The sequence below is a fragment of the Cerasibacillus sp. JNUCC 74 genome (genome assembly GCF_053667775.1).
The window spans coordinates 2,308,115-2,332,919 of record NZ_CM132207.1 but is presented as its reverse complement, the minus strand read 5'-3'; the positions used below and the strand labels follow the sequence as shown (position 1 = coordinate 2,332,919).

Here is a 24,805-nt window from a genome sequence, read left to right as displayed (position 1 = left end):
ATTACCTCGATTATATGAATGAGCTTTTTGAACAACATCTAATATCAAATGGGGATACATAAGGAGGAAAGGCAATGAAAAGGAACCCTGTTGTCCCTTATGCATTAATTGCTATTTTAGGGATACTTGCTGTTATTGTAATATCATTCGTAGGCTTAAATCAACGAGAGGATATTAAAAAAGCCGAGGAAGGCGGCGGGGAACAAACAGAGAAGAGTCAAGAAGGGGAAACTTCTGACGATCCTGAAGCCATTTATGAATCAAACTGTTCCAGTTGTCATGGTGCTGACTTATCAGGGGGAGCGGGGCCAGACTTAACCCAGGTAGGCAGTAAATTATCAAAAGATGAAGTTCAAAATATTATTATTAATGGTAAGGGGCAAATGCCTCCTGGATTAGCCACAGAAGCTGAAGCTGAAGTTTTAGCAGAGTGGTTGGCGGAGAAAAAGTAAGATTAGAAAATAAGACAACGTAAAAGCTTTCTGCTTTATAACAGAAAGCTTTTCTTTTTCAATAGTTAAGGATTTTATGTTTGACTACACATAAGGGAGAATATACCTGATATCATAGTAGCCAAGGCTAATTTCTTAGGTCTTAGAATAATGAGCGGCGTTCGTTTACTGCAATTAAAGTACTGTAGTAATAACTATAAATGGTAAGAAAAAGATAGTGGCACCTAAATACCGATTCATTTGAGTCAACAGGACAAGGAGTTACGGCAGCGGCGCATCGCGATTTTTCAAGGGACAAGAGAAGCTGCGGAAGCGATGTATCGCACCAGAAAAAAAGCGGTTTTCTTTTTTAAAGGACAGAGGATCTATAACAGCAATACACCGCGTTTTTTACAAGTATATCTCCGTGTTCCATATCAAGGAAAAATGCTCTCCTTGAATGAAATTTCACGTTATTATGGTAACTAGAAAGAAGTGGGAGTTTTATGGTGAAAATGAAAATATCAAAACGATTGCAACGGGTTGCTTCATTCCTGCCGAAAGGAGCCAAATTTGCTGACATCGGCTCTGATCATGCTTATTTACCTTGTTATGTTTGCCAAAACGATTTAACAGCCTCGGCAATTGCCGGAGAAGTAAACGAGGGACCGTATCAAAAGGCGCTAGAGACAGTACAAGATTTCTCACTGACTGATCGAATTGATGTGCGGTTAGGCGATGGACTTGAAGTCGTTCAGGCAAACGAAGTAAAACAAATTGTTATTGCTGGAATGGGAGGATCATTGATACGAAAGATTTTGGATGATGGGAAGGAAAAATTAAAAGAAACGAAGCAAATTATTGTACAACCTAATGTTGAAGCAAAAGCTGTGCGTATCTGGTTGTATCAGCATGGATTTATGATTGCGGATGAGGATATAATGGAGGAGAATGGTCATTTTTATGAAATCATCCATGCAGTGCGTTTTACCCAACAAATAGAACAGCAATTAGATGAACGAGTATTGCTATTTGGTCCAATATTATTACAAACAAAGCCGACTGCTTTTTATAAAAAGTGGAGGCAAGAGGCTGCAAAGCTGGAGTATGTGATTCAACAAATCAAACGTGCAAAAGAAATAGATACGAAAAAACTGAACCAACTAACTCAGGAATGGGAATGGATAAAGGAGGTTATTAAATTATGAATCGTGAACGAACAACCGGACAGATTTTTGGTCTCATGGAACAATTAGCACCAAAAGAGCTTGCCTATGATTGGGATCCAGTCGGCTTACAAGTGGGAAGTTATAACAAGCCAGTACGTACCATAATGGTTACATTGGATGTATTGGAAGCTGTTGTTGATGAGGCAATTGAAAAACAAGTTGATATGATTATAGCTCATCATCCATTATTATTTAAATCATTGCGTCAAATTAACATAGACACATCGAAGGGGAGAATAATTCAAAAATTATTACATCATGATATTACTGTTTATGCTTCTCATACGAACTTAGATATAGCCGAAAATGGGGTCAACGATGCAATATGTAATCATATTGGAGTTCGCCAAGCAAGGCCACTTGTTGATATTCGAAAGGAACAGTTGTTAAAGCTAGTTGCTTATATACCGCTCACTCATGTAGAGCAGGTTAGAGATGCAATCAGTGAAGCAGGTGCTGGATATATTGGAAATTACAGTCATTGTACGTTTCAAACACAGGGTCAAGGGACTTTTAAGCCTTTAGAAGGCACAAACCCATTTATCGGAAGTATTAACCAGCTTGAAAAAGTAGAAGAGGTAAAGCTGGAATCCATTATTCAGGAGAGCAAGTTGAGAACAGCTTTACATGCATTGTTACAAGCACATCCTTATGAAGAGCCAGCGTATGATATCTTTCCTCTAAAAAACAAAGGAAAAGCTTTCGGATTGGGGAGAATTGGTAAGTTGGATCAAAGCTTAAGTTTAGAGGATTTTTGCGAGCATATAAAATCAGCTTTACAAATACCCGATTTAAGGGTTACAGGTAATCTGGAGAAGCAAGTCCGTACAGTAGCAGTTATTGGCGGGAGTGGGGAAAAATACATCCATCAAGCAAAGCAAAACGGTGCTGATGTTTATATAACAGGTGATATGTCCTTTCATTATGCTCAAGATGCACAGGAGGCTGGTTTAGCGGTAATCGATGTTGGACATTATGCTGAAAAAGTCATGAAAACATTGGTTAAAAAGTATTTAGACGTAGAACTTAAAAATACAGACATAAAAATTATCACTTCAACTACGAATACAGATCCATTTCAATTTATTTAGTTTGTATGAAATGGAAAAGGAGGACATGTATGAACAAAAAATTTCAGGTCTTTTCATTTACACCCATTATCAATCAAGTCATCGACCGTTTAGGTTTTAGCATACCTACGGAAATACAACAACAAGTAATCCCGGCTATTTTAGCGGGGAAAAGTGTTATTGGCCAATCTAGAACTGGTTCTGGAAAAACCCATGCCTTTTTATTGCCACTTTTTGATGGGATTCAAGAAGACAAACGAGAAGTACAGATAGTAATTACTGCACCAACTAGGGAATTGGCTACACAGCTTTATGATGAAGTAAGAAAAATAATTCAGTTTGCCGATAAACAACAAAAATGGATTGCCAAGTTATTAGTGGGTGGAACAGATAAACAGAAAATGATGGAGAAGCTAAAAGAGCCGCCGCATATTATTGTAGGCACTCCTGGGCGAATTCTTGATATCGTTAAAGAGAACGCCTTATCCATTTATACTGCTAATAGTTTTGTCATGGATGAAGCAGATCTTATGCTTGACTTAGGATTTATTGATCAAATTGATCAATTACTAGTACGTTGCCATCCATCTATACAATTTTTGGTGTTTTCAGCGACCATTCCACAACGCTTACAGCATTTTTTAAGAAAATATTTAGAAAATCCATTGTATGTTAAAGTAGCAGATGATTTATCACCGGAAACAATGGAACATCGTCTTATCTACTTAAAACATAGAGATGAAGCGTCGATTATTGCAGATATTGCAAAAACAATCCATCCATATTTAGCAATCATTTTTACAAACGGGAAAGACAAAGCGAATGAATTAGCTGCCTCTTTACAGCAAAAAGGTGTAGATGTCGGCCTTATCCATGGCGGCTTACCACCTCGTGAACGGAAGCGTATGTTAAAAGAAATTCAAAATTTACGCTATCAGTATATTGTTGCGACGGACTTGGCAGCCAGAGGTATTGATATTAAAGGTGTTAGCCATGTCATAAATGCCCAACTGCCAAAAGAAGAATATTTTTATATTCATCGTGTCGGCAGGACAGCAAGGGCTGGCATGGAGGGTACCGCCATCAGCATTTATCAAACAGAAGATGTACCGCTTATTAAAAAGTTGGAGGAAAAGGGTTTAACTTTTGCGTATATGGATATTCAAAATGGGGAATGGCGTGAAGCTAAGCCATGGAATCATCGTTCATTACGTACGAGCCAAAAATCAGAGGTAGATCGAGAAGCTTGGAAACGAGTAAAAAAAGTTAAAAAAGTAAAACCTGGCTATAAGAAAAAAATGAAGCAAGAAAAAGAAGCAATTAAGAAAAGGTTGAAGAAAAATAAATATAGAAAGAAATAGGTTTTTAATTAGGGGAGATGAAGGTATGTTAAAAATTGGTTCCCACGTATCGATGAGTGGTAAAAAAATGCTAAAAGGTTCATCAGAAGAAGCGGTATCCTACGGTGCAAATACATTTATGATTTATACAGGTGCACCGCAAAACACAAGGAGAAAGCCAATTGAGGAATTGAATATTGAGGCTGGAAGGGAACATATGGAGGAAAACGGCATAGAAGATATCGTAGTACATGCTCCATACATTATTAATATTGGTAACACAAATAAGCCTGAAACCTTTAACTTAGGTGTCAATTTTTTAAGGAGTGAAATGGATCGTACCTTTGCCATTGGAGCGAAGCAAATTGTTTTACACCCAGGAGCTCATGTTGGAGCGGGTGCAGAAGCAGGTATTAAGCAGATTATTAAGGGTTTAAATGAAGTTTTGGAAAAGGATAATGAGGTTCAGATAGCACTGGAAACAATGGCTGGCAAGGGCTCAGAAATAGGTAGAAGCTTTGATGAGTTAGCCAAAATTATTGATGGGGTAACACATAATGAAAAGCTGTCTGTTTGTTTGGATACTTGCCATATTCACGATGCGGGTTATAATGTGATCGAAGATTTTGATGGGGTGCTTAATGAATTTGATAAAATCATTGGGGTGGATCGAATAAAAGTTGTCCATGTTAATGATAGTAAAAATGAAATAGGAGCTCAGAAAGATCGTCACGAAAATATTGGATTTGGTCATATCGGCTTTGAAGCTTTATTATATGTTATCAATCATCCGCAATTAAAGGAATTGCCAAAAATATTAGAAACTCCTTATGTTGGGGAAGATAAAAAAAATAAAAAAGCTCCATATAAGTATGAAATTGATATGATCAGATCTGGTGAATTTGATCCTGCTTTAAAAGAAAAAATTATGAATCAATAATTTTCCCGTTATTATTAGCGATAAGGAGCTTTGTAACGTGTTAAGAGTGCTTAAATGTAGAACTTAATGCTCCTTTATCCCGCATCTAAGTGCCGTTATCTCCAATTTCAATACCAAGAATCAAAGTGGAAGTTAACGACACTAGACGCCTGATTCGTCGATCGACGGAACGTAGAAGATTCGGTAGCACAACCGTAGAAAAACCAGTTTTCTTTTTCAAGGATAAGAAAAGCTACGATAGAGACACATCGCGGTTTCAAGGATACCCGAGATTTTAGCCTTTATTCCGCTTCAAGGGGAAAAGCCCACTTTAACGGAATAAATGATCTAAACCATAAGATGTAACCATATCACTAAATAATTGTTGCGCTTTTTGCGCAGTTGTTTGGTCTGTTATCCTCGCTAGTTGTTGAATCATCTTTTTTCTTCCTTCAACGCTAAATGGATCAACTTCATACTGCCTTAAGTACAAAATTATTTGTTTTGCCTCTTGCTGTGTCAATGAAAAGCCATATTGGTCAGCATAATTCATAAGCTCTCCTGTTGATAATTGGGTTAACTTTTTTCTAATTAGTTCTTTTATGATTTTTGACATTCTACATTGCTCCCTTAATAAAGCTCTACGTTACTATATGTAATTAAAAATAAAAATCAACTTGTCCTATTTAATTATTTTTCTAGGGTAGGCTTCCATTAAATAACATCTGTAAAATAATCAAAAATCCATAACCTAAGCGTGTACCTCAAAACAAAAGGAGGTCTTAGCTAATGGATCAAAATCCGAACAAAGGTATGAAGGATGTTGAAGAAGCGCCAAATTACGAAGAACAAAGAAAAAATCAAGACTTTATTGGCGTCGAACCAGATAGCTCAAGAGATGAAGAATTTGCTGCAGAAATGACAGCCGATGATTATGAACCTGAAGTCACAGATGATGAAGTAGATGCAAATTCAACATTTGGTTGGATTGGCATCGCCTTATCCATTATTTCCTTTTTTGTTTGGCCTGTGATCTTTGGTGTAGCAGGAATCGTACTCGGCTTCATGTCTAGAAGTAGAGGAGCAGATGCACTAGGGAATATTGCTATTGCTGCAGGAGCAATATCAATTCTCATTGCTTTATTTATATTGCCATTTGTTTAGGGAAGGTACATTTGCCTTCCTTTTTTTTGTTTATATCTGTTTCTCTATCATGGATAACTTATTTGAAAAGTAGCATCATTTAACTTAAGCTGTTACTCAACTTCGCTTTTCTTCCTACGATAAGTTAACATCGTCTCGAATCTGAGGGAAGAAACTAAAAGTGGGTTTACCGCTTCAGGCAACGGCGTACTCCTATGTTTTTTTGATCTGCCGTTTGTACTAAATGTGCGCTTCTAACTTTTATGTTTAAAAATTTGAGTGTTAAAATTAACAATATTAGACAAATGTTTGATAGTAGAAAAATGGAATGTTTTAGTAGTATACTTCTATAGCTAGGAAAAAAAACGGTAGCTTTCGTCATAAAGACTTAGTGACAAACCAAGTTTTTCGAAAAACATGAATATTATAAGTAAAAACAGATATGAATTTTTAATATATACAAACAATAATATTTTAAAACCCATTAAAAGGAATACCCTTAATTTATACTATTTTTCATACTTAGGAAAATAATAAATATCTCCTGGAGTGAGTGAAGATGGATCACTTTCTGGGTTAATCAGTTGAAAATCAGCAAATATGTTTATATTATGAATGTCATTTAAATGAGGGTTTAGTCGTTCTACAATAGAAAGAACAGTATCTCCTGCTTGGACTTTAATTGGAATGACATGATAAGCTAAAGGTGCTGGGTCAGCTTTTTGTTCACCCTCATATTTATCTTTTTTGGAATGTATTGCTACCTGAGAAAGGTCTTGATAAATAACGAAAATAGCAATTATACTGAATAATAAAGCAGTAAGTTTTTTAATAAAATACATAGAATTACTCCTTATAATGAAACAAAATATAACTTATATACGTATAAATGAATGAACGATGAGAGGAGGAGCATATTTGGCTGTTTTTGGGATGGAATGGATTGGGCTTATTATAACTGGCTTTGCTACATTATTTTTAATTGGCGAAGTATTAGTAAATATGCGTGGAGTTTTTGCATTATTAGGAATAGGATTCATTACAGTATATTTTGGAGCATATGTTGAGGCGGACTCTATTATTATTATGCTTATTATTTACTTTATTGGATTATTACTTATTATTATTGATGGAAAACTCCTTAATGACGGTACGTTAGCTACCATTGGATTAGCAAGTATGTTGACAGCAGTAGCACTTCCAGCTCCCAGCTTTACCTCGGGATTGTATGCAGTTTTAGGGGTGCTATTAGGCGGTGGTGCCTCGTTTTTTTTCTTAAAAGTATTTAAGCGAAGAGAGATGTGGAATAAAATAACATTAAAAGATCAGTTAACAAAAGAAGCTGGTTACAATTCATTGAATATTAGCTATGAACAATTGGTAAATAAAGAGGGACTGACTTTAACCGATTTGCGACCGGTTGGGACGATTAGCGTTGATCATAAGAATTATAGTGCCATTTCTAATGGACAATGGATCTCTAAAAACACAAAGGTGAGGATTATAAAAGTTGATGGAACCAAAATATTAGTTGAAACTGTTGATTGAAAATAAGAAGATAACCAAAAAAGGTTATCTCTTGTTTATATGTTTAAGTAAATTTAATTTAATGCCAACTGCTGTTTAGTCTATACATATGTTTATAAGAAAAGTTTAGTAAAGTAGTTATAATTATACTTCATTACGTACACCTTTTATGGCTGTTATCTCTTCATATAATCTATCTATGGAATTATGAAGAAGGTTATAATTGTTCATTTATGGGTAATCTATTAGGAAATATTATTAACAACTAACCTGTGGTTAGTTATCTATTCCACATCTGTAGTGTAGTGCTGTAGGGTAACACTTTAAATTGTAGAGAATACGTAGGCGGCGTCTAAATGCCCGATTCATTGACAGGACAAGAAAATAACCAAGACACCGATATTTTTAAAGGACACCTGAGCGACGCATCGCACGCAAAAAGTTACTTCTTTTTCAAGGGCGTCTGAAATGTTATCCTTATTCTACTTCTAATCAGTGAAGAAGAAAGCCCTATTGAATGAAGTTTTTCTGTGTATGGCAAATTAAGTTTGAGAAAAAAGCGTTTGTTCGTATAAAAAACAACGCTTTTTTTTCAATTGTAAATTTAATGTTAAATATAATTATAACTCCTTTACAAAAACTTTATATATACTTAATATTGTTATGGTGCGACAAGATTCAACATAAAGAAGGGTAGGTATACATTTTGGAAATTGATGTTCAAAAACTGATTTTTGAATTTATTGGTGGTCTCGGTATTTTCCTTCTAGGTATTAAATACATGGGTGATGGATTACAAAAGTCAGCAGGTGACCGCTTACGAGATATATTGGATCGTTTTACAAGTAACCCATTTTTGGGTGTGCTCGCAGGTATTATTGTTACTGTTTTAATTCAAAGTAGTTCTGGAACAACCGTATTAACTGTAGGTCTTGTTAATGCAGGCTTTATGTCATTAAAGCAAGCTATTGGGGTTATAATGGGAGCAAATATTGGTACAACTATTACTGCATTTATTATAGGAATTGATATTAGTGCATATTCGTTGCCAATTCTTGCTGTAGGTTGTTTCTTGCTGTTTTTCTTTAAAAGTCAGAAAGTTAACGCTATAGGACAAGCCGTTTTCGGTTTTGGAGCGCTATTCTTTGGCCTAGAATTAATGAGTAATGGTATGAAGCCGTTGCGAAGCTTAGAAACGTTTCAAGAGCTAACAATTAATATGAGTGATAGTCCTGTCTTAGGTGTAGTGATTGGTACTGTATTTACTTTAATTGTACAAAGCTCAAGTGCAACTATTGGTATTTTGCAGGGCTTATTTTCTGAAGGAGCAATGGAATTAAAGGCAGCAATCCCTGTTTTATTTGGAGATAATATTGGTACGACCATTACTGCAGTGCTTGCTTCCATAGGTGCAACTATAGGCGCTAAGCGAGCTGCACTTACCCATGTTATTTTCAACTTGGTAGGAGCAACAATCTTTCTTATTTTTTTGGGTATATTTACAAGTTTTATTTCCTTTTTACAAGGACAGTTTCATTTGAACCCTGAAATGACTATTGCGTTTGCACATGGGACATTTAACATAACCAATACGATTATACAATTTCCATTTATTGGCGCTTTAGCCTGGCTGGTAACCAAAATTATACCAGGTAAAGATTCCATTATAGAATATAAGCCAAAACATCTGGATCCTATATTCATTCAACAATCACCTTCTGTAGCATTAGATCAAGCTAAGTCTGAGTTAGTGAGAATGGGCGAGTATGCATATAAGGGTTTAGAAGAGACCAATAAATATTTAAATACTCATTTGATTAAGCACTCAGAGTTGGCGATGCAAATCGAAAGTGCGTTAAATAATCTTGACCGAAAAATTACTAATTATTTGATTGAATTATCTACAGAATCACTGTCTGAATTAGAAAGTGAAAAGCACTCTTCAATTCTTGATGCAGTTCGTGACGTTGAGCGAATTGGAGATCATTTTGAAAATATTGTTGAACTTATTGAATATAAAATTTCTAATAAAGTACACTTAACAGATCATGCGAAAGAAGATCTTAATGAAATGTTTGAGTTAACGATTTCTACTGTTAAGCAGGCTGTTTATGCTATTCAAGAAATGAACCGCGAAGAAGCACTTTCAGTTATTCAAAAAGAGGACCAAATCGATAAAATGGAGCGAAAATTTCGAAAAAAACATATTATTCGTATGAATGAAGGAATTTGTAGTGGCTCCGCTGGAATGGTGTTTGTGGATATTATTAGTAATTTAGAGCGAATCGGTGATCACGCAGTAAATCTTGCTGAAGAAGTTCTTGGCGAGTAGTGTTTAATTACGGTGTGATTTCACTTTTTTCTCGCCGCATCTAAGGTGTGACATACGACTCTTGCTTAAGGAGTGATAGAAAATCTAAGCATCTAAGCGGGAAATAACGGCATTTAAATAACCTATTCATTGACTGGAAAAGAAATAACCAAGACAGCGATACTTCCTTCGCGGTTTTTCAGGGACAAGAAAAGCTTTGCACCAAACATCGTAACGAATGAAGAAAAAGCGTTTTTTAAGCATAATTGTGATTTTTGTTTTTGTTCCACCTCTAATAAGAAATCCACTGAATGAACTTTCACTTTATTATAATTTTGCATCGTTCTAATTAATTAGAACGATGCAAATATTTCATTTTAGTGGGTGATTAATTCTAATTTTCTAATTTTAAATTAAGCCTTGAAATCCATATAGAAAGATGCTATAGTAAATATTGTCGTTTTAAAGCGATATATTAATGAAATACATACATAATAGTTTGTTAAGATTTTGTAAAAAAGATATTGACAGAAGTTGTTGAACGTGGTAAATTATATCTTGTCGCTATAATTTAAACAAATTATAGCATACCCGTTCCACAGTAGCTCAGTGGTAGAGCAATCGGCTGTTAACCGATCGGTCGTAGGTTCGAATCCTACCTGTGGAGCCAATTTGGCGGTGTAGCTCAGCTGGCGAGAGCGTACGGTTCATACCCGTGAGGTCGTGGGTTCGATCCCCTCCACCGCCACTTATATATAAACTTGTATGGCGGTCGTGGCGAAGTGGTTAACGCACCGGATTGTGGCTCCGGCATCCGTGGGTTCGATCCCCACCGGTCGCCCCATTATATTAAAATTATATCAACCGGACCCTTAGCTCAGTTGGTTAGAGCTATCGGCTCATAACCGATCGGTCGCAGGTTCGAGTCCTGCAGGGTCCACCAGTCTAGTTGGAGGTATACCCAAGTCTGGCTGAAGGGATCGGTCTTGAAAACCGACAGGGGTGTAACAGCCCGCGGGGGTTCGAATCCCTCTACCTCCTCCATACATATAGTGCGGTTAAGAAGTACAGAAAATTAATTTTATATTCTGATGGCTCGGTAGCTCAGTCGGTAGAGCAAGGGACTGAAAATCCCTGTGTCGGCGGTTCGATTCCGTCCCGAGCCACCATTTTTTAAACAAGCAGATGCTTGTTTTTTTATTTGTCTAGCCAATTATATCCCGTATATAAGGTGTGCCGTAAAACTACAACTTAGACAAGTCTAAATTGGATAAACCGGCACCTAAATGCCCGATTGGTTCAGAGACCTTTAGGTCCTACCTTTAAGGTACTAACATTTCTTGGGAAAAACATTCCGCGAAATGAAGTTCATTTTATCCCGTCGGATATTTTCCAGTTTGTATATGACCAGTGTTCTTTATAACCCCTTAGCCATATAGTATTTGTTAATGCATATAATTTGCAACACTAAAAAACCTTTGGTAGGCTTGATTAAAAGGGTGATATTAGATCCTTTTTAATTAAAATGGATTTATTAGAGGAGGAAGGAATAATGTCAAAGTTTGAATTACCCGAACTACCATATGCATACGATGCACTTGAGCCTACAATCGACAAGGAGACCATGAACATACACCATACAAAGCATCATAATACGTATGTTACAAAATTAAATGATGCTTTAGAGGGGCATGCAAACCTTCAGAATAAATCATTAACGGATTTAATTAGCAACCTAGATGCTGTGCCAGAAAGCGCTCGTACTGCTGTAAGAAATAATGGCGGTGGACACGCTAACCATAGCCTTTTCTGGAAGATTCTTTCACCAAATGGTGGTGGAGAACCAACTGGTGAGCTTGCTGCTAAAATTAACGAGACTTTTGGTAGTTTCGAAAAATTTAAAGAACAGTTTGATAGTGCAGCAACTGGACGTTTCGGTTCAGGATGGGCATGGCTTGTTGTAAATAATGGAAAATTAGAAATAACTAGTACACCAAATCAAGACTCACCATTAATGGAAGGAAAAACACCTATTTTGGGCTTAGATGTTTGGGAGCATGCTTACTATCTAAACTATCAAAATAGACGTCCAGAATATGTTTCTGCATTTTGGAACATCGTTAACTGGGATGAAGTTGCAAAAAACTATAACGAAGCAAAATAAAAGACGTTATAAAAGAAATAAAAAGTCACCGATAAGGTGGCTTTTTGTGTTTCGTTAAAATCAGATTCAATAGGATTAATAAAACCCTATTTAAGCTCCGTAAAACTCCTGTTAGGTATGATAGAAATTACGAAAAAGTTTAAGTGGAGGATACCTAAAATTTCCGCGTTCAGGTCGACGGACAAGGAACGCATCAAGAGCGATACATCCCACGAAGAAAAAGGGATTATCTTTGTCAAGGATAAGGACACCCCGAAAGCTTATACATCGCGATTTTTCAAGGTCTGCAATTTAACCCTTTGTTCGGTGTCTAGGAAACGGTATCCGCTTTTATCTAGTGGCTATTTATTTTGAAAGTAGCTTTGTCTAGTTTAGGCGATAGAACCCCATTCTTCTTTCTATAATAAGTCAACATTGGCTCGAATCTAAAGGAAGGACAACTAAAAGCGGATGCCGCTCAGCGTCGGCATCCCTATTTTAAAGGCATGTCTTCTTATCTCATCAAAAGTTTTCCAGTTTGTCGTTGAAAACTGATCGCCTGTTTTTTGTTCTACCTCTTATCAGAAGGAAGAAAAAGCACAGATAAAACTTTAATTTATACCTGGATACTTTTAAGCAAGATAGATTGATGTAATTTTTTATTATTCATATAATAGAATAATGACAGTAATTAATTAGAAATGAGTTGATATGATGGCGACAAGTGGCGGTATAGTAATTCTTACAGAGATGCTTTCTTCGCTTCCACCTTCTGAAAGAAAAATTGCTTCCTATATTATAAATAATCCAGAGGAAGCGTTGACCTTGACAGCTGTTGAGTTAGGGAATAGAAGTTCAACCAGCGGAGCTGCTGTTATTAGACTTTGTAAATCATTAAACTTAAAGGGATTTCAAGATTTAAAGTTAAGAATAGCTGGAGATCTCCATAAAACAGAAGAGGTTGGATTGAGAGATATAGAGCCTAATGAACCTTTACTTTCTGTTATTAAGAAGATGACAAATAATAGCATTCAAACAATTCGGGAAACTGCTGAATTATTAAGTGTTGAACAGTTGCAAAAAGTAGTAGAAAAAGTGAAAAATGCAAAAAGTCTTCACTTTATTGGGGTCGGCGCTTCAAGTATAATTGCACAGGATGCACAGCAAAAATTTTTGCGGATTAATAAAAATGCATATGCGTTTACGGATTTACATATGGCAGCAACACAAGTTGCCAATACAACAATGGAAGATGTAGTTTTAGGAATTTCTTTTTCCGGAGAAACTGTAGAAGTCGCTAAGATTCTTCAATTAGCGAAAAAAAATAATGCTACCACGATTAGTCTGACTAAATATGGGAAATCTTTAGTGACAGAAGAAGCAGATTTAAAATTATACACTTCTGCAACTAGAGAGCCTACCTTTCGAAGTGGCGCAACTTCATCTCGTATCGCCCAACTTCACGTAATCGATATTCTGTTTATGTCAGTAGCATCATTACAATATGATGATACAGTTGAGCATTTGAATGCAACTAGAGAAGCGGTCGAGTTTTTATCTAAAAAAGGTAAACGCTCTAATCGTAACTGATTAAAAGAAATAAATGATACGTAAAGGTGTATATATAGTTAATTTTGGAAGAGGAAAGGATTATACGTATGAAAACTTGACAGTAGAATTACGAGGAGAAAAACCGTGATACTTCTTTCCTCTAGTGGTCTGAAATGGACAATTCTTATATTGTAGTTCACATACATAATTATGCATTCCTAATGAAACGGTAATATGTTGCTAACTAGTACAAATCTAATAATCTAAATGGAAAAAGAATTGAAGTATCACTAATTTAACTTGCTACCTATATAAAAATTAATCAATTCTATTGTATGGTTGTATATCTGGTTCGTACTTTGTTCAAACTAATATTGACTTGAAAAAGGGGTATCCGATATGCAGAAAATCCATGCTATTAACCGTCATATGAATATAAATAAAGATCTTATTTTATTACTTCTTATTGGAGGTCTATACTCACTAGGACTATTTCTATCTAACACGTTTGTCAACATTTATCTTTGGAAGCAATCAGGAGATTTCGTTACAATTGCAGTCTATAACTTAGCAATCTACACCTTTTTACCAATTACTTTTATAATAGCTGGAATATTAGCGAAAAAAGTTGATCGAATCATTGTGTTGCGATTGGGAGTATTTTTTTTATCGCTCTTTTTTTTAAGTGTGCTTTTAATAGGTGAAAAAGCTGCTTATTTTAATTTCATGCTTGGTGGTCTTTTAGGGGTTGGTTATGGATTTTATTGGCTTGCATTTAACGTGTTGACCTTTGAAATTACAGAACCAGACACACGTGATTTTTTTAATGGTTTTTTAGGAATATTGCAATCATTTAGTGGTATGGTCGGTCCTTTACTCGCTGGGATGATTATTTCAAAAATGAAGGCTAATATTGGTTATTCTGTTATTTTTACTGTTTCATTCCTGATGTTTATTTGTGCAGTAATTATTAGCTTCTTTTTAAATCAGCGCAAGGCAGAGGGAAGCTTTCATTTTCGCAGAGTGTTTGCAGAACGGTTTCATAATAAGAACTGGAAACGGATTCAGAACGCTCATATTTTTCAAGGATTACGAGAAGGAATATTTGCATTTATAATCTCTATTTGGGTGTTTTTAATTACCCAAAGTGAATTTGCACTAGGAATGTTTAATTTGGTATTTTCCGGACTGTCGCTTATTTCTTATTTTGTTGGCACGAGAATAATTAAGCCTTCTTTAAGAAAAAAGGCAATTTTACTTGGCGGTTTAGTTCTCTATTTTTCGATTGCAATCATTATTTTTAACATTAGCTATATGCAGTTACTTATTTATGCCATTTGCATTGGTATCGCTTATCCTATTTTGACAATCCCATATGTTTCATTAACATATGATGTAATTGGAAAAGCATGGAGAGCTAAAGAATATCGAGTAGAATATATTGTAGTAAGAGAGCTATTTGTAAATATTGGCAGGATCATTTCCATTTCAATATTCTTAATTACACTTTCGTTTACTTCAGCAGAAGTAATCATTCCTTATTTGTTAGCAATTTTTGGTGCAGGGCATGTCATTATTTATTTCTTTGTGAAAAATATATATTTGGAAAGTGAAACAGATAAACAGGTTTTAATTAAGGAACAGTTAACAGATGATAAAAACAGATAGAAGTAATTGTATAAAAAAAGATAATAGAACGCTTCAAACTTTGAATTCGGCGATATAAAGTTTAAACTTCATTCAGTAGGAGTTTTCTTCCATCTCCTACTGAATGTTAGTACCACAAGGGTATGACCTAAAGGCCCTTGAACGAATCGGGCATTTAGGTGCCGTCTTCTCCCACTTAGACCCTTTTGTATCAACTCCGAGATTTTGAAGTGGGGTCTTACGGCACCTTACATGCGGGATAAAAAAATAGATGAATTGCGTTGCTAGAAATGATATAATAAGGTAAACTTTATTCTGTAGCCCTTCTTTCTACGGAATGGGAGTACCACAAGGGTATGACCTAAAGGCCTTTAAACGAATTGGGTATTTAGGTTACCGTTACTTCGGTAAAGATGGACTGTATGTAAGCGAATCATACGGTTCTTAGGTGTGGGGTAAATAAAGCATGGTAAAACTGTAACATTATTTGGGGGAGAGAATATGAAGAAAAAAAAGAAAAAGGAACAGCTTCCCTTCCGTGTTAACATATTGTTTTTTTTCATTTTTCTAATGTTTGCTGTACTAATTTTGCAACTAGGTATCGTGCAAATATTAAATGGTGAAGAATATCAAGAAGAAATTAATCGGACAGTGAAAGATACGACAAAGGTTCCTGTGCCTAGAGGTAAAATTTACGACAGCAATCATCAAGTTGTTGTCGATAATAAGCCATTATATTCCATTACGTATACACCGCCAAAAGGAACACAAGCGGAAGATCGTTTAGAATTGGCGGAGAAGCTTGCTAAATTTATCTCAATGGAGAGTGAAGAATATTTAGACACGATTACTGAACGTGATAAAAAGGAATACTGGTATTTGAAAAATAAAAAAGAAGCAGATAGTCGGTTATCAAAGAAAGAAGCAGCTGAGCTAGATAATGCGAAACAATATAAAACAATTTTAAATCGGATTACGAAAGAAGAAGTAGCTCATTTTTCCAAACAACAGTTAGAAGTTATTGCGATAAAAAAAGAGTTGGACAAAGCATACTCTTTAACACCGCAAATTGTTAAAAATAAAGATGTAACTGCGGAGGAATATGCTAAAGTTTCTGAGCATTTAGCTGAGCTTCCGGGAATAAACGCTACAACTGATTGGAATAGAGATTATCCTTTTAAAGATTCAATTAGAAGTTTATTTGGATCGATCACTTCTCAAGAACAAGGTATTCCGGCTGATAAAGAGGAATATTTTCTAACAAGAGGCTATAGCCGTAATGATCGAGTAGGGAAAAGTGGACTGGAGGAATATTATGAAGATATCCTCCGTGGTCGTAAAGAGCAAATACAATATACGACAACAAAATCCGGAGAAATTGTCGGTACTAAAACAGTAGTTGAAGGTAGCCGAGGAAAAGATCTTGTTTTAACGATCGATATGGAGTTTCAGAAGGAAGTAGATAAAATTGTCCGCGAAGAGTTAAAAGCGGCGGTACCAATGAATCCATATTTAAAAGACGCAATTGCAGTTGTCATGAATCCTAAAACTGGGGAACTTTTGGCTGTTAGTGGTCAAACAAGAGACGGTAATAAGTATAAAGATGCTGCGATTAAGGCTATTTCTGATGGGAATCGTCCTGGATCGATAGTAAAGGGAGCAACCGTGTTAGCAGGTCTTCAGTCGGGAGTAATCTCACCAGGAACAGTCTTTGTTGACCAGCCAATCAAGATAAAAGGTACGCCGTTAAAAAAATCATACAGTGGCAGTATTGGTGCAGTGAATGATGTGGCTGCATTGAAACGGTCCTCTAATGTGTATATGTTTTACATTGCACTGAAAATGGGGGGAGAAAATCGTTATCCATTTCCAAGTGGTGGAAAAGCAAGCTTTAATCCAGCTGCTTGGCAGGAAATGCGAAATTATTTCCAACAACTCGGTTTAGGAGTAAAAACCGGTATCGATTTCCCTTATGAAAGTGTTGGTTATCAAGGTCCTTCCCTTCCTAGAGCAGGTCTTTTAATGGACCAAGCTATCGGTCAATATGACACGTATACAACGATGCAATTAGCGCAATATGTTTCCACCATTGCGAATGATGGTTATCGCGTGCGTCCACGCTTCTTAAAGGAAGTTCGTGAACCTGGGCGTTCTGATAAGCAATTAGGAAAAATATATAGAAGTGAAAATACCGACGTATTAAATCAAATTGAAATGAAGCCAGCTTATATCAAGCGTGTACAGGAAGGTTTTAAGCAAGTATTTCAGGCTCCAGGAGGTACTGCATATCCGCACTGGAAAGGTAAGAATTATAAGCCCGCAGGAAAAACAGGTACAGCGCAAAATGAAATTTATAAAGATGGTAAACAAATTGCTGACACGGAGAACTTGTCCTTAATCGGCTATGCACCTTATGATGACCCTGAAGTAGCGTTTGCGATCATGGTTCCTAACACATCACCTAGTAGAGGAAGCGGTATTAACCATAAGATTGGATCCAGAATTATGGATACGTATTTTGATTTGAAAAAAGAGCGTAGTGAAAAAAAGAAAAAAGATTAACGAGTAGAAGCGCAGGCAATTATTTGCTTGTGCTTTTATTCTTTTACACTATAGGAAAGTTAAAACTTTAGGCTTTATCCCGCATGTAAGGTACCGTAAGTTTCCCACTTCAAGTGCTTCATTGATACAAAAGAGTCTAAGTTGGAGAAAACGGCACTAAATGCCCGATTCGTTCTATTAACATTCAGTAGGAGAGGGAAGAAAACTCCTACTGAATGAAGTTTCACTTTATCGTATAAGAAAAACGATAGCTCCGTCATAAAGACTTGGCGACAATCCAAGTTTTTCTAAAATAATTTACAAAGATTTTACATAATCTCAATAATTCATACATAGTGTTCTGCTAGAATAATGGTATGTTGGCAGATTAGGAGGGTGCAATATGCAGACAAGAGGGCAATTTGATCAAGAACTGAAAGCAATTGACAATGCAATTGTTGAAGTAGCTAACTTGGCAGAAAAAGCTTTAAAAAATGCTGTGGAATCACTATTTAATCAAGATATTCAATTAGCTGAACAAGTGATTGAAGCCGATAAAGATATTGATAAAAAAGAATTAGAAATAAACGATAAAATCGTATTGCTAATTGCAAAACAAAATCCAGTGGCTACTGATTTACGACGGCTAATTACTGCTTTACAGATCGTTGCGGATTTAGAAAGAATGGCTGACAATGCTAGAAATATTGCACGTTCAACGATTCGTTTAGGAGAAAGCGAGGAGGCGCTAATTCCTAAACGACTGCATACAATGAAGGATGCATTAATCCATATGCTTCATACAGCTATCACAGCTTTTATGGAAGAGGATAGCAAATTAGCCAGTCAGCTAGCTGAGATGGATGATTTCGTTGATAAAGAAAATAAGCTAATTCTTAGTGAATTATTAGGAGAGACAGCAACAAATCCTGATAAGATCCAATATATTATGCAGATTTCTTTATGCTCTAGATATCTAGAGCGTTTTGGGGATCATATTACGAATATTGGTGAGAGCATTTTATATTTGATTAAAGGCGAAAACTATAATTTAAATTAAAAATAAGCTAAAAAGCAGACAAAGTGCTGCTTTTTAGCTTATTTTGTAATTGCTTCTGCTATTTCATATAAACTCATATCACTTGATACTTTAAATTTACCTAATTGTACTTTTTCACTATAATTATGTTTCTCTAAATACTTATTAAACTCACTAGCATCATCAATAATGTTATTTTCTTCTAATAGATCGCTTATATCCGAAGAAGGCATTCCTGATTTAATTTTTAATGTGTATGTTTTATTTTTATCTTCTTGTTCCTTATCTTTTTCTTTATCCTCTTGATCTTTGTTGTTGTCAGCTTCTTTTTGTTTGTCTCTATTTTGCTCATCGTTCGTTTTTTCTGCTGCTTTCGCTTTTGACGTTGGCTGTTCTTCTTTCTGAGGATCCTGGGAATCTGTGGCCCCTTGTTCATCAACAGATAGAGCAACATACTCAGAGTCTGATAAAACGTGATAACCCTTTTCTTCAATTAGTGTCACTAGTTCTTCGTCGGATAGGTTATCTGCAGTTTGAATATTTCCATTGGAAAAAAAATAAACGCCTAGCATGATAACACCGGCAGTTAATAAGCCCATAGCAAAAACACGTACGGGTTGTTTCATGTTTTCCTCCTCCCTTCATTATCTATTATCAATGCGATTTTCGGTAAAATCTTCTGTTAGCAACTCTTCTTCTAAGATTTTAATCTTCTTTTTTATTTGGTATGTATCTTGCATCGTTGTAATGGAAAATTGTTCTAATTGACTCTCGACTTGCTCAATTCGATCACTCATAAAAAATGATACTGCAAGTAAAACAATTCCCACAACAATAATGGAAATAATTGCATATAACATCTGGTTCCCTCCTTTTACTCAATACTAGTTATATCATAAAATACTATCGAAAAGCCATTATAATTTTGTTATTTTTGCCGAAACAACATTATTTTTTATATCGAATTGATTGCATGAAGTCATGATTTGGCAAGGGGGATCCAGAAAATGTGGATGTAAATGTAACTTTTACAAACTATTAAAAAGTTAAGTAGGAGTAGCCACATATGTTGAATTATATAAAAAAATGTACTAAAAATCAAAAATAGAGTTTACTTGTCCAGCTAAAGTTATGATATACCATGAGTATATGATTTCATATATTTGTATTTGTAAAATGCTCAGGTAATTTTGAGAGAAGCTGAAGGTTAATTCCTTTAGAACAAGGTTTTATTAGTAAATAATAATGATTTCAGACTGAAAATTGAAGCGTAGCATTCGTTCATTAACCATTCTAATGATTAAGTTTTTGCTGAAAAATAATCCCAGGTTAAGCCTTGATACTTTCGGTAATATTTGATATTATGATTAAGTCTGAAATGAAAATTTCGCTATTACGTGATAAAGGAATTTGATATAGTTTGGAGGGAAGAAAATGCGCGTTAATATTACTTTAGCTTGCACTGAAACAGGAGATCGTAATTATATTACAACTAAAAATAAACGTACAAATCCTGAGCGTCTTGAGCTTATGAAATATAGTCCACGACTAAAAAAACATACTCTACATCGAGAAACAAAATAAGATCTTCTTAATAAAACCTTTATCGAAAAGATAAAGGTTTTATTATTATCATAGTCTTCATGGTGGATAACGTTTTGAAAATAGCATCGTCTAGCTTAAACGCTCAGTTTGTAGCAAACTCCCTTCTTTTTCCTCGACAAGTCAGCATCGGCTTGAGTCTAAAAGAAGGCCGACTATAAGCGGGCTTGCCGCTGGCGTCGGCATACTCCTGTTGCAGAGGCATATCTTTTTGATCTCGTTAGAAACTAACCAAATTGTATGCACTAAACAAGCGCCTGAGCTTTTGTTCTTGCCTAAAATTATGGTAAAGTTATATATAGAAAAGTGATAAGTGTAAGACTGTTAAAAAATGGATAACAATAAGGGTCATATATTTGGTTTGTTTTTGCATTCTATAAGCATCTAATTATCATAGATTCTACTGCTTGAAATAACATTATACGCCAATTATAGATCACTTCAACCATATGGAAGGGAGGAAGCTAGCTTAGTGACGAAGGAGAAATTGCGCTCGACTGGAATTGCTAAGTTAAAACAATTCAGTGAGGAAGAGAAAAAGGGAACGGAGAAACAGTTACATGCTCATCTCCTTACTTCTTACTTGTGGAAACAAGCAGAAACTGTTGGTATAACCATATCACAAGGGTTTGAATGGGATACAATGAAAATTATTGAAACGGGCTGGGAGCAAGGGAAAACAATTTGTGTGCCAAAATGTTTTCCAGCTACAAAAGGTATGGAATTTTATCAAATCAATACATATGAGCAATTAGAAGTTGTTTACTACAGCTTGCTTGAACCAAAACCGAGTATGACAAAGCATATCCCACCAGAGCGAATGGATCTGTTATTAGTTCCCGGTATTATCTTTGATCGACAAGGATACAGGATTGGCTTTGGCGGTGGATATTATGACCGATTTTTAGTAAAGTATAAAAATAAAACGGCATCGATTCTACATAGTTCTCAACTCATTGATACCATCCCAAAGGATCCTTTTGACTTACCTGTTGACCATTTAATTACGGAGCAAGGATGGATATAAAAGGAAGGTAGTTAAGTTTTACAATGATTTTATCCCGCATGTAACTGACTGTAAGACCTCCACCAATGCTACGAGGTGAAACTTTGAAGGATAAGTGGAGGGTCCAACTGCAAGTCAAATGCGGGATAAATGTATAAAACTTCATGCTTCTGCCATAACTAAGAACACAACTTAGAAAAAAGAGGTGTTCCTATTGCGTATTATAGTTTTAATTGCTGGTATACTAACTACTGCAACTTTATTATTTAAATGGCGCTATCGAGTAATGAATACTCTTTTGGCGATCAGTTTTTTGCGTAAATTAGCTGTCCAACTATCAATGAATATGCCGACAGTACGCAGTAAATTAATCCCTTGGATGTTTAAATCATGATAAATGGTGAAGAATTTTCATGCCAAACAGATACATGAATACCATCCACTGGAAAAAGAAGTTGTGGGAAACAACTTCTTTTATCATATATAGCACTTAAACTATTATATAAAGAGAAAAAGCTTAACAAGAATCAGTTTAATGAAGGTAGAACTTAAGGGGAGATGTGGTAATGTATTTGGATGAACAATATAAGTTGTACAAACTGGCAGTTCAATTTGTTTCCGCTGATAATTATGATGTATTATATGTAAATGATCAAGGCAATGAAATATGGTTGGAAAAGAAGCAAGGAAAAACTTCAAATGTTGTACGATTGATTAACCAGGGATTTGATTGGACAAATCATTTAAAAAAAGATATCGCCGTTGTTTTTCAGAAAGTGAAAGCAATGAAGCGTATGTTACGTGGAAGAATTATTGAAATACATAATATTTATATTTCTGAACATGCCCCAGTTGATAATTGGGAACTTTTAAAAAAACCAATGAAGTTAAATACCAAGCAATCTATTTCAATGCATCTTTATTACTTATCTAATTCTCTTTATGAAGAAGAAAAACAAAGACTTGCAAATGAAGTCGGTGTTTCCATCACAGATACAGATCTTTCATTGGATATAGAGGAAAAAGAAAGGAAGTTAGTGTCCTATAAACAGTATTTAACTCAACATGTGTTTGATCATCAACAACAAACGAAGGCTGTTTTTTCCTTTGGTAAGCCAAGACTTACATATATTATCTTGCTTTTATGTATCGGTATGTTTTTACTCCTTGAATTGAATGGAGGCAGTAAAAATACGGAAACATTAATCAAATTTGGTGCTAAGTTTAATCCTGCAATTATTGAAGATGGTGAATGGTGGAGGATAATTAGCTCCATGTTTTTACACATTGGATTACTCCATTTGGCAATGAATATGATTGCCGTTTATTATTTGGGATCTTTAGTTGAAAGAATCTATGGATCCATCCGGTTTCTGATCATTTATTTTCTAGCAGGGATTGGCGGAGGATTGGCTAGTTTTGCTTTTTCTGTAAACATAGCTGCCGGAGCATCCGGCGCTTTATTTGGACTGTTTGGCGCATTACTATTTTTCGGGCTTTATCATCGTACAATATTTTTCCAAACCATTGGCACCAACGTGCTCCTGTTAATAGGTATTAACATCGTTTTTGGGTTCTCTGTTCCGCAAATTGATAATGGTGCACATTTAGGTGGTCTTATCGCTGGTTTTATCGCATCGTCAATAGTCCATTTGCCGAAACATAGAGAGTTACTAAAACAATTAAGTGCACTTGTCATATTCATTGCGCTTCTATTTGGTGTTGTTCAATATGGGCTAGTTAATAATCAGAGTAGTCAACTCTATCATGCTATGCAATTAGAAAGACTGGTAAAGGAAGGAAATTATGATAAGGCGATTGAGCATGCTAATCAAGCATTACGCAGTGAAGGGGACTTAAAAGCGGCTATCTTATTTCAGCGGTCTTATGCGTATATTAAATTAAACCAGCCTGATAAAGCAATCAAAGATCTAGAGAAAAGCATTGAACTGGATAATAGCGTTCCAGAGGCGCATTATAATCTTGCTTCCTTATATTTTCGTAAAGGGGAGATGAATAAGGCGGATGCTGCTATCGAAAAAGCATATCAATTAGATCCGAATAACCCAAAATTTATCGAGTTATATGAGGAAATTACCGGAAAAGTAGCAAAATAATCCAGAAAGTTTACATCTGGTTTTTATTAATCGGATAGTGGAACGATCAGAGGATCAGTTATAAGAGAGGGACTGGGGAAAATGTGTTTTAGTCAAAGAAAAATCCGAAGCGTGATTCAAGATTCTTTAATTAGAATTCGAATTAGTTCGGATTTCTCTTTTTATAAGCATGCCTATTCCAGTAAACATCGCATTTAAATTTGATGCTTTTTAATTATGTCCCATACTCTCATTGATAAGTTTACATAATAATTATATGGTGAACAATATTTTGAAAATCTATTGTTGTTACAGGGAATATTCTTGAATCAGTTGTTTCTTTTTTTTATTTAATTCAAAAAGAACAAGCAGGTGCTTATTTTCCTTATCAAATAAAATTAAAGGGATATAACTATCTACTACTTCTTTTTCTGTTTTGACAATTGGGATCACATAATTTTTGTATAAACCTTCCCATAGCTGACCAATTATTTTATTGGTTTGTGCTTGTGAAAGAGAAGGAAGTGGTTCGTTTTGATATTTATCCAAACTAGTTAAAGGAACCGCTAAGTATTTTTCTTTATCGATTTGAAAATGATTTAATAACGTATTCCAATGGTATAATAACTGTTGCTTGGAGGTTCGATCAAGCAAATCTTTCCATTCTCTTTCATAATTACTCTTCGCTGTTTTAAATGACACAAGCGGAGTTGTTGGTGAATCAATCACGTAAAGATAATCACTAGACATTTTTTGGATGCTTTTAATCTCGTCTCTTGATTTATGAATTTCACCGTGATGAAAAGAAATAGATTGATATAAGCTGCTGTCTTCAAGTTGTAGCATCTCTTTTAATTGGATTGTATCTGTATTTTGAACCCATTTGGTTAAAGCGCCACGAAGTCTGCCATTGTCAAAAAGCAAGGAAACATCTTGTCTTAAGTATACGGGGATGTCGGTTGTGGAATTAGTCTGCCACAATAGTTTGTAATTGTCATTTTCTTTTTCCGTAATTAGAGAAAGAGAAGTTTTTGCAGTGGAAAAGGTGGTATCTTGATCGATTGGAAAGTAAGTAATTGCAGGTTTTGTTTGTACATTTATAATACATATGCTCGCTAAAATTATTCCTGCACAGAGTATGATGATTACTTTTTTCATACTATCCCCCGCCTTTGTACAAGCTTTCTTCTTTTCACTATATGCAGCCACT

General features: G+C 35.4%; 22 protein-coding genes and 6 tRNA genes. 23 read left to right on the top strand and 5 right to left on the bottom strand.

From position 1 onward, the window contains the following. The first annotated feature begins 74 nt into the window (after window positions 1-74). From cccA to JNUCC74_RS10410, 5 genes are all read left to right on the top strand, one after another. Window positions 75-452: a cytochrome c550 gene (gene cccA / locus JNUCC74_RS10430; RefSeq protein ID WP_077320908.1), complete on the top strand. Its 378-nt coding sequence runs from the start codon at window positions 75-77 to the stop codon at window positions 450-452. A 485-nt stretch (window positions 453-937) separates the two neighbouring features. Continuing rightward, window positions 938-1,639 (top strand): tRNA (adenine(22)-N(1))-methyltransferase, encoded by a 702-nt coding sequence (locus JNUCC74_RS10425; protein ID WP_454065301.1) that lies wholly within the window; start codon window positions 938-940, stop codon window positions 1,637-1,639. Beyond that, the gene (locus JNUCC74_RS10420; protein WP_454065300.1) at window positions 1,636-2,751 is read left to right on the top strand and encodes a Nif3-like dinuclear metal center hexameric protein; all 1,116 of its coding nucleotides are present in this window, start codon (window positions 1,636-1,638) and stop codon (window positions 2,749-2,751) included. The genes JNUCC74_RS10425 and JNUCC74_RS10420 overlap by 4 nt, the downstream gene beginning before the upstream one ends. A gap of 29 nt (window positions 2,752-2,780) precedes the next feature. Then, complete coding sequence (locus JNUCC74_RS10415) at window positions 2,781-4,091, top strand: DEAD/DEAH box helicase (RefSeq protein WP_454065299.1); 1,311 nt, start codon at window positions 2,781-2,783, stop codon at window positions 4,089-4,091. 25 nt (window positions 4,092-4,116) lie between these two features. Then, complete coding sequence (locus tag JNUCC74_RS10410; RefSeq protein WP_454065298.1) at window positions 4,117-5,010, top strand: deoxyribonuclease IV; 894 nt, start codon at window positions 4,117-4,119, stop codon at window positions 5,008-5,010. Window positions 5,011-5,320: 310 nt separating this feature from the next. Here the strand turns inward: JNUCC74_RS10410 and JNUCC74_RS10405 are convergent, their stop codons facing one another. Beyond that, a complete protein-coding gene (locus tag JNUCC74_RS10405; protein ID WP_454065297.1) occupies window positions 5,321-5,605 on the bottom strand; it encodes a DUF2624 family protein in 285 nt (94 codons plus the stop codon). Between the two features lie 173 nt (window positions 5,606-5,778). On the opposite strand from JNUCC74_RS10405, the gene JNUCC74_RS10400 reads away from it, so the two are divergent. Further along, on the top strand, window positions 5,779-6,153 hold the full coding sequence (locus JNUCC74_RS10400) for a hypothetical protein (protein ID WP_454065296.1): 375 nt from the start codon (window positions 5,779-5,781) through the stop codon (window positions 6,151-6,153). A 488-nt stretch (window positions 6,154-6,641) separates the two neighbouring features. Here the strand turns inward: JNUCC74_RS10400 and JNUCC74_RS10395 are convergent, their stop codons facing one another. Next, window positions 6,642-6,974 (bottom strand): hypothetical protein, encoded by a 333-nt coding sequence (locus JNUCC74_RS10395; protein WP_454065295.1) that lies wholly within the window; start codon window positions 6,972-6,974, stop codon window positions 6,642-6,644. Window positions 6,975-7,050: 76 nt separating this feature from the next. Between JNUCC74_RS10395 and JNUCC74_RS10390 the strand changes: the two genes are divergently transcribed. The 13 genes from JNUCC74_RS10390 (at window position 7,051) to phoU (ending at window position 18,912) form a co-directional block, all read left to right on the top strand. Continuing rightward, the gene (locus JNUCC74_RS10390; RefSeq protein ID WP_454065294.1) at window positions 7,051-7,680 is read left to right on the top strand and encodes an NfeD family protein; all 630 of its coding nucleotides are present in this window, start codon (window positions 7,051-7,053) and stop codon (window positions 7,678-7,680) included. A gap of 685 nt (window positions 7,681-8,365) precedes the next feature. Further along, entirely contained in the window at window positions 8,366-9,991 is a 1,626-nt protein-coding gene (locus JNUCC74_RS10385; protein WP_454065293.1) for a Na/Pi cotransporter family protein, read from the top strand. Window positions 9,992-10,565: 574 nt separating this feature from the next. Beyond that, a tRNA-Asn gene (locus JNUCC74_RS10380) sits at window positions 10,566-10,640 on the top strand. A 4-nt stretch (window positions 10,641-10,644) separates the two neighbouring features. Beyond that, a tRNA-Met gene (locus JNUCC74_RS10375) sits at window positions 10,645-10,718 on the top strand. 20 nt (window positions 10,719-10,738) lie between these two features. After that, window positions 10,739-10,814 (top strand) — tRNA-His (locus JNUCC74_RS10370). 22 nt (window positions 10,815-10,836) lie between these two features. Continuing rightward, window positions 10,837-10,913 (top strand) — tRNA-Ile (locus JNUCC74_RS10365). 8 nt (window positions 10,914-10,921) lie between these two features. After that, window positions 10,922-11,014 (top strand) — tRNA-Ser (locus JNUCC74_RS10360). A gap of 49 nt (window positions 11,015-11,063) precedes the next feature. Next, window positions 11,064-11,139, top strand: a tRNA-Phe gene (locus JNUCC74_RS10355). A 383-nt stretch (window positions 11,140-11,522) separates the two neighbouring features. Further along, window positions 11,523-12,134 carry a superoxide dismutase SodA gene (sodA, locus tag JNUCC74_RS10350; RefSeq protein ID WP_454065292.1) on the top strand — a complete coding sequence of 204 codons (612 nt, stop codon included), beginning with the start codon at window positions 11,523-11,525 and terminating at the stop codon, window positions 12,132-12,134. Window positions 12,135-12,824: 690 nt separating this feature from the next. Next, on the top strand, window positions 12,825-13,703 hold the full coding sequence (locus JNUCC74_RS10345; RefSeq protein ID WP_454065291.1) for a MurR/RpiR family transcriptional regulator: 879 nt from the start codon (window positions 12,825-12,827) through the stop codon (window positions 13,701-13,703). Window positions 13,704-14,063: 360 nt separating this feature from the next. Beyond that, window positions 14,064-15,332: an MFS transporter gene (locus JNUCC74_RS10340; protein WP_454065290.1), complete on the top strand. Its 1,269-nt coding sequence runs from the start codon at window positions 14,064-14,066 to the stop codon at window positions 15,330-15,332. A 480-nt stretch (window positions 15,333-15,812) separates the two neighbouring features. Then, a complete protein-coding gene (locus tag JNUCC74_RS10335; protein WP_454065289.1) occupies window positions 15,813-17,873 on the top strand; it encodes a peptidoglycan D,D-transpeptidase FtsI family protein in 2,061 nt (686 codons plus the stop codon). Between the two features lie 382 nt (window positions 17,874-18,255). Then, on the top strand, window positions 18,256-18,912 hold the full coding sequence (gene phoU, locus JNUCC74_RS10330) for a phosphate signaling complex protein PhoU (protein ID WP_454065288.1): 657 nt from the start codon (window positions 18,256-18,258) through the stop codon (window positions 18,910-18,912). A 38-nt stretch (window positions 18,913-18,950) separates the two neighbouring features. On the opposite strand, the gene JNUCC74_RS10325 is transcribed toward phoU, so the two are convergent. Continuing rightward, a complete protein-coding gene (locus JNUCC74_RS10325; RefSeq protein WP_454065287.1) occupies window positions 18,951-19,517 on the bottom strand; it encodes a hypothetical protein in 567 nt (188 codons plus the stop codon). Window positions 19,518-19,535: 18 nt separating this feature from the next. Next, a complete protein-coding gene (locus JNUCC74_RS10320) occupies window positions 19,536-19,751 on the bottom strand; it encodes a hypothetical protein (RefSeq protein WP_077320877.1) in 216 nt (71 codons plus the stop codon). A 574-nt stretch (window positions 19,752-20,325) separates the two neighbouring features. On the opposite strand from JNUCC74_RS10320, the gene rpmG reads away from it, so the two are divergent. The 4 genes from rpmG to JNUCC74_RS10300 all read left to right on the top strand — a co-directional run bounded on the left by rpmG (window position 20,326) and on the right by JNUCC74_RS10300 (window position 23,616). Next, a complete protein-coding gene (gene rpmG / locus JNUCC74_RS10315; RefSeq protein ID WP_050353076.1) occupies window positions 20,326-20,475 on the top strand; it encodes a 50S ribosomal protein L33 in 150 nt (49 codons plus the stop codon). 490 nt (window positions 20,476-20,965) lie between these two features. Beyond that, a complete protein-coding gene (locus JNUCC74_RS10310) occupies window positions 20,966-21,520 on the top strand; it encodes a 5-formyltetrahydrofolate cyclo-ligase (protein WP_454065286.1) in 555 nt (184 codons plus the stop codon). Between the two features lie 193 nt (window positions 21,521-21,713). Further along, window positions 21,714-21,893, top strand: a complete 180-nt coding sequence (locus tag JNUCC74_RS10305) for a hypothetical protein (protein ID WP_077320873.1) — start codon at window positions 21,714-21,716, stop codon at window positions 21,891-21,893. 172 nt (window positions 21,894-22,065) lie between these two features. Next, window positions 22,066-23,616 carry a rhomboid family intramembrane serine protease gene (locus JNUCC74_RS10300; RefSeq protein ID WP_454065285.1) on the top strand — a complete coding sequence of 517 codons (1,551 nt, stop codon included), beginning with the start codon at window positions 22,066-22,068 and terminating at the stop codon, window positions 23,614-23,616. 288 nt (window positions 23,617-23,904) lie between these two features. Here the strand turns inward: JNUCC74_RS10300 and JNUCC74_RS10295 are convergent, their stop codons facing one another. After that, window positions 23,905-24,753, bottom strand: coding sequence for a hypothetical protein (locus JNUCC74_RS10295; RefSeq protein ID WP_454065284.1), 849 nt, complete (start codon window positions 24,751-24,753; stop codon window positions 23,905-23,907). Window positions 24,754-24,805 lie beyond the last annotated feature (52 nt).

What these genes read in the sequence shown, in the direction of transcription:
- JNUCC74_RS10420 (WP_454065300.1), top strand. Translation starts at nt 1,636, where the DNA reads ATGAATCGTGAACGAACAACCGGACAGATTTTTGGTCTCATGGAACAA.
- JNUCC74_RS10405 (WP_454065297.1), bottom strand. Translation starts at nt 5,605, where the DNA reads ATGTCAAAAATCATAAAAGAACTAATTAGAAAAAAGTTAACCCAATTA.
- JNUCC74_RS10410 (WP_454065298.1), top strand. Translation starts at nt 4,117, where the DNA reads ATGTTAAAAATTGGTTCCCACGTATCGATGAGTGGTAAAAAAATGCTA.
- JNUCC74_RS10415 (WP_454065299.1), top strand. Translation starts at nt 2,781, where the DNA reads ATGAACAAAAAATTTCAGGTCTTTTCATTTACACCCATTATCAATCAA.
- cccA (WP_077320908.1), top strand. Translation starts at nt 75, where the DNA reads ATGAAAAGGAACCCTGTTGTCCCTTATGCATTAATTGCTATTTTAGGG.
- JNUCC74_RS10345 (WP_454065291.1), top strand. Translation starts at nt 12,825, where the DNA reads ATGATGGCGACAAGTGGCGGTATAGTAATTCTTACAGAGATGCTTTCT.
- JNUCC74_RS10295 (WP_454065284.1), bottom strand. Translation starts at nt 24,753, where the DNA reads ATGAAAAAAGTAATCATCATACTCTGTGCAGGAATAATTTTAGCGAGC.
- JNUCC74_RS10320 (WP_077320877.1), bottom strand. Translation starts at nt 19,751, where the DNA reads ATGTTATATGCAATTATTTCCATTATTGTTGTGGGAATTGTTTTACTT.
- JNUCC74_RS10300 (WP_454065285.1), top strand. Translation starts at nt 22,066, where the DNA reads ATGTATTTGGATGAACAATATAAGTTGTACAAACTGGCAGTTCAATTT.
- JNUCC74_RS10425 (WP_454065301.1), top strand. Translation starts at nt 938, where the DNA reads ATGGTGAAAATGAAAATATCAAAACGATTGCAACGGGTTGCTTCATTC.
- phoU (WP_454065288.1), top strand. Translation starts at nt 18,256, where the DNA reads ATGCAGACAAGAGGGCAATTTGATCAAGAACTGAAAGCAATTGACAAT.
- JNUCC74_RS10325 (WP_454065287.1), bottom strand. Translation starts at nt 19,517, where the DNA reads ATGAAACAACCCGTACGTGTTTTTGCTATGGGCTTATTAACTGCCGGT.
- JNUCC74_RS10395 (WP_454065295.1), bottom strand. Translation starts at nt 6,974, where the DNA reads ATGTATTTTATTAAAAAACTTACTGCTTTATTATTCAGTATAATTGCT.
- JNUCC74_RS10340 (WP_454065290.1), top strand. Translation starts at nt 14,064, where the DNA reads ATGCAGAAAATCCATGCTATTAACCGTCATATGAATATAAATAAAGAT.
- sodA (WP_454065292.1), top strand. Translation starts at nt 11,523, where the DNA reads ATGTCAAAGTTTGAATTACCCGAACTACCATATGCATACGATGCACTT.
- JNUCC74_RS10400 (WP_454065296.1), top strand. Translation starts at nt 5,779, where the DNA reads ATGGATCAAAATCCGAACAAAGGTATGAAGGATGTTGAAGAAGCGCCA.
- rpmG (WP_050353076.1), top strand. Translation starts at nt 20,326, where the DNA reads ATGCGCGTTAATATTACTTTAGCTTGCACTGAAACAGGAGATCGTAAT.
- JNUCC74_RS10335 (WP_454065289.1), top strand. Translation starts at nt 15,813, where the DNA reads ATGAAGAAAAAAAAGAAAAAGGAACAGCTTCCCTTCCGTGTTAACATA.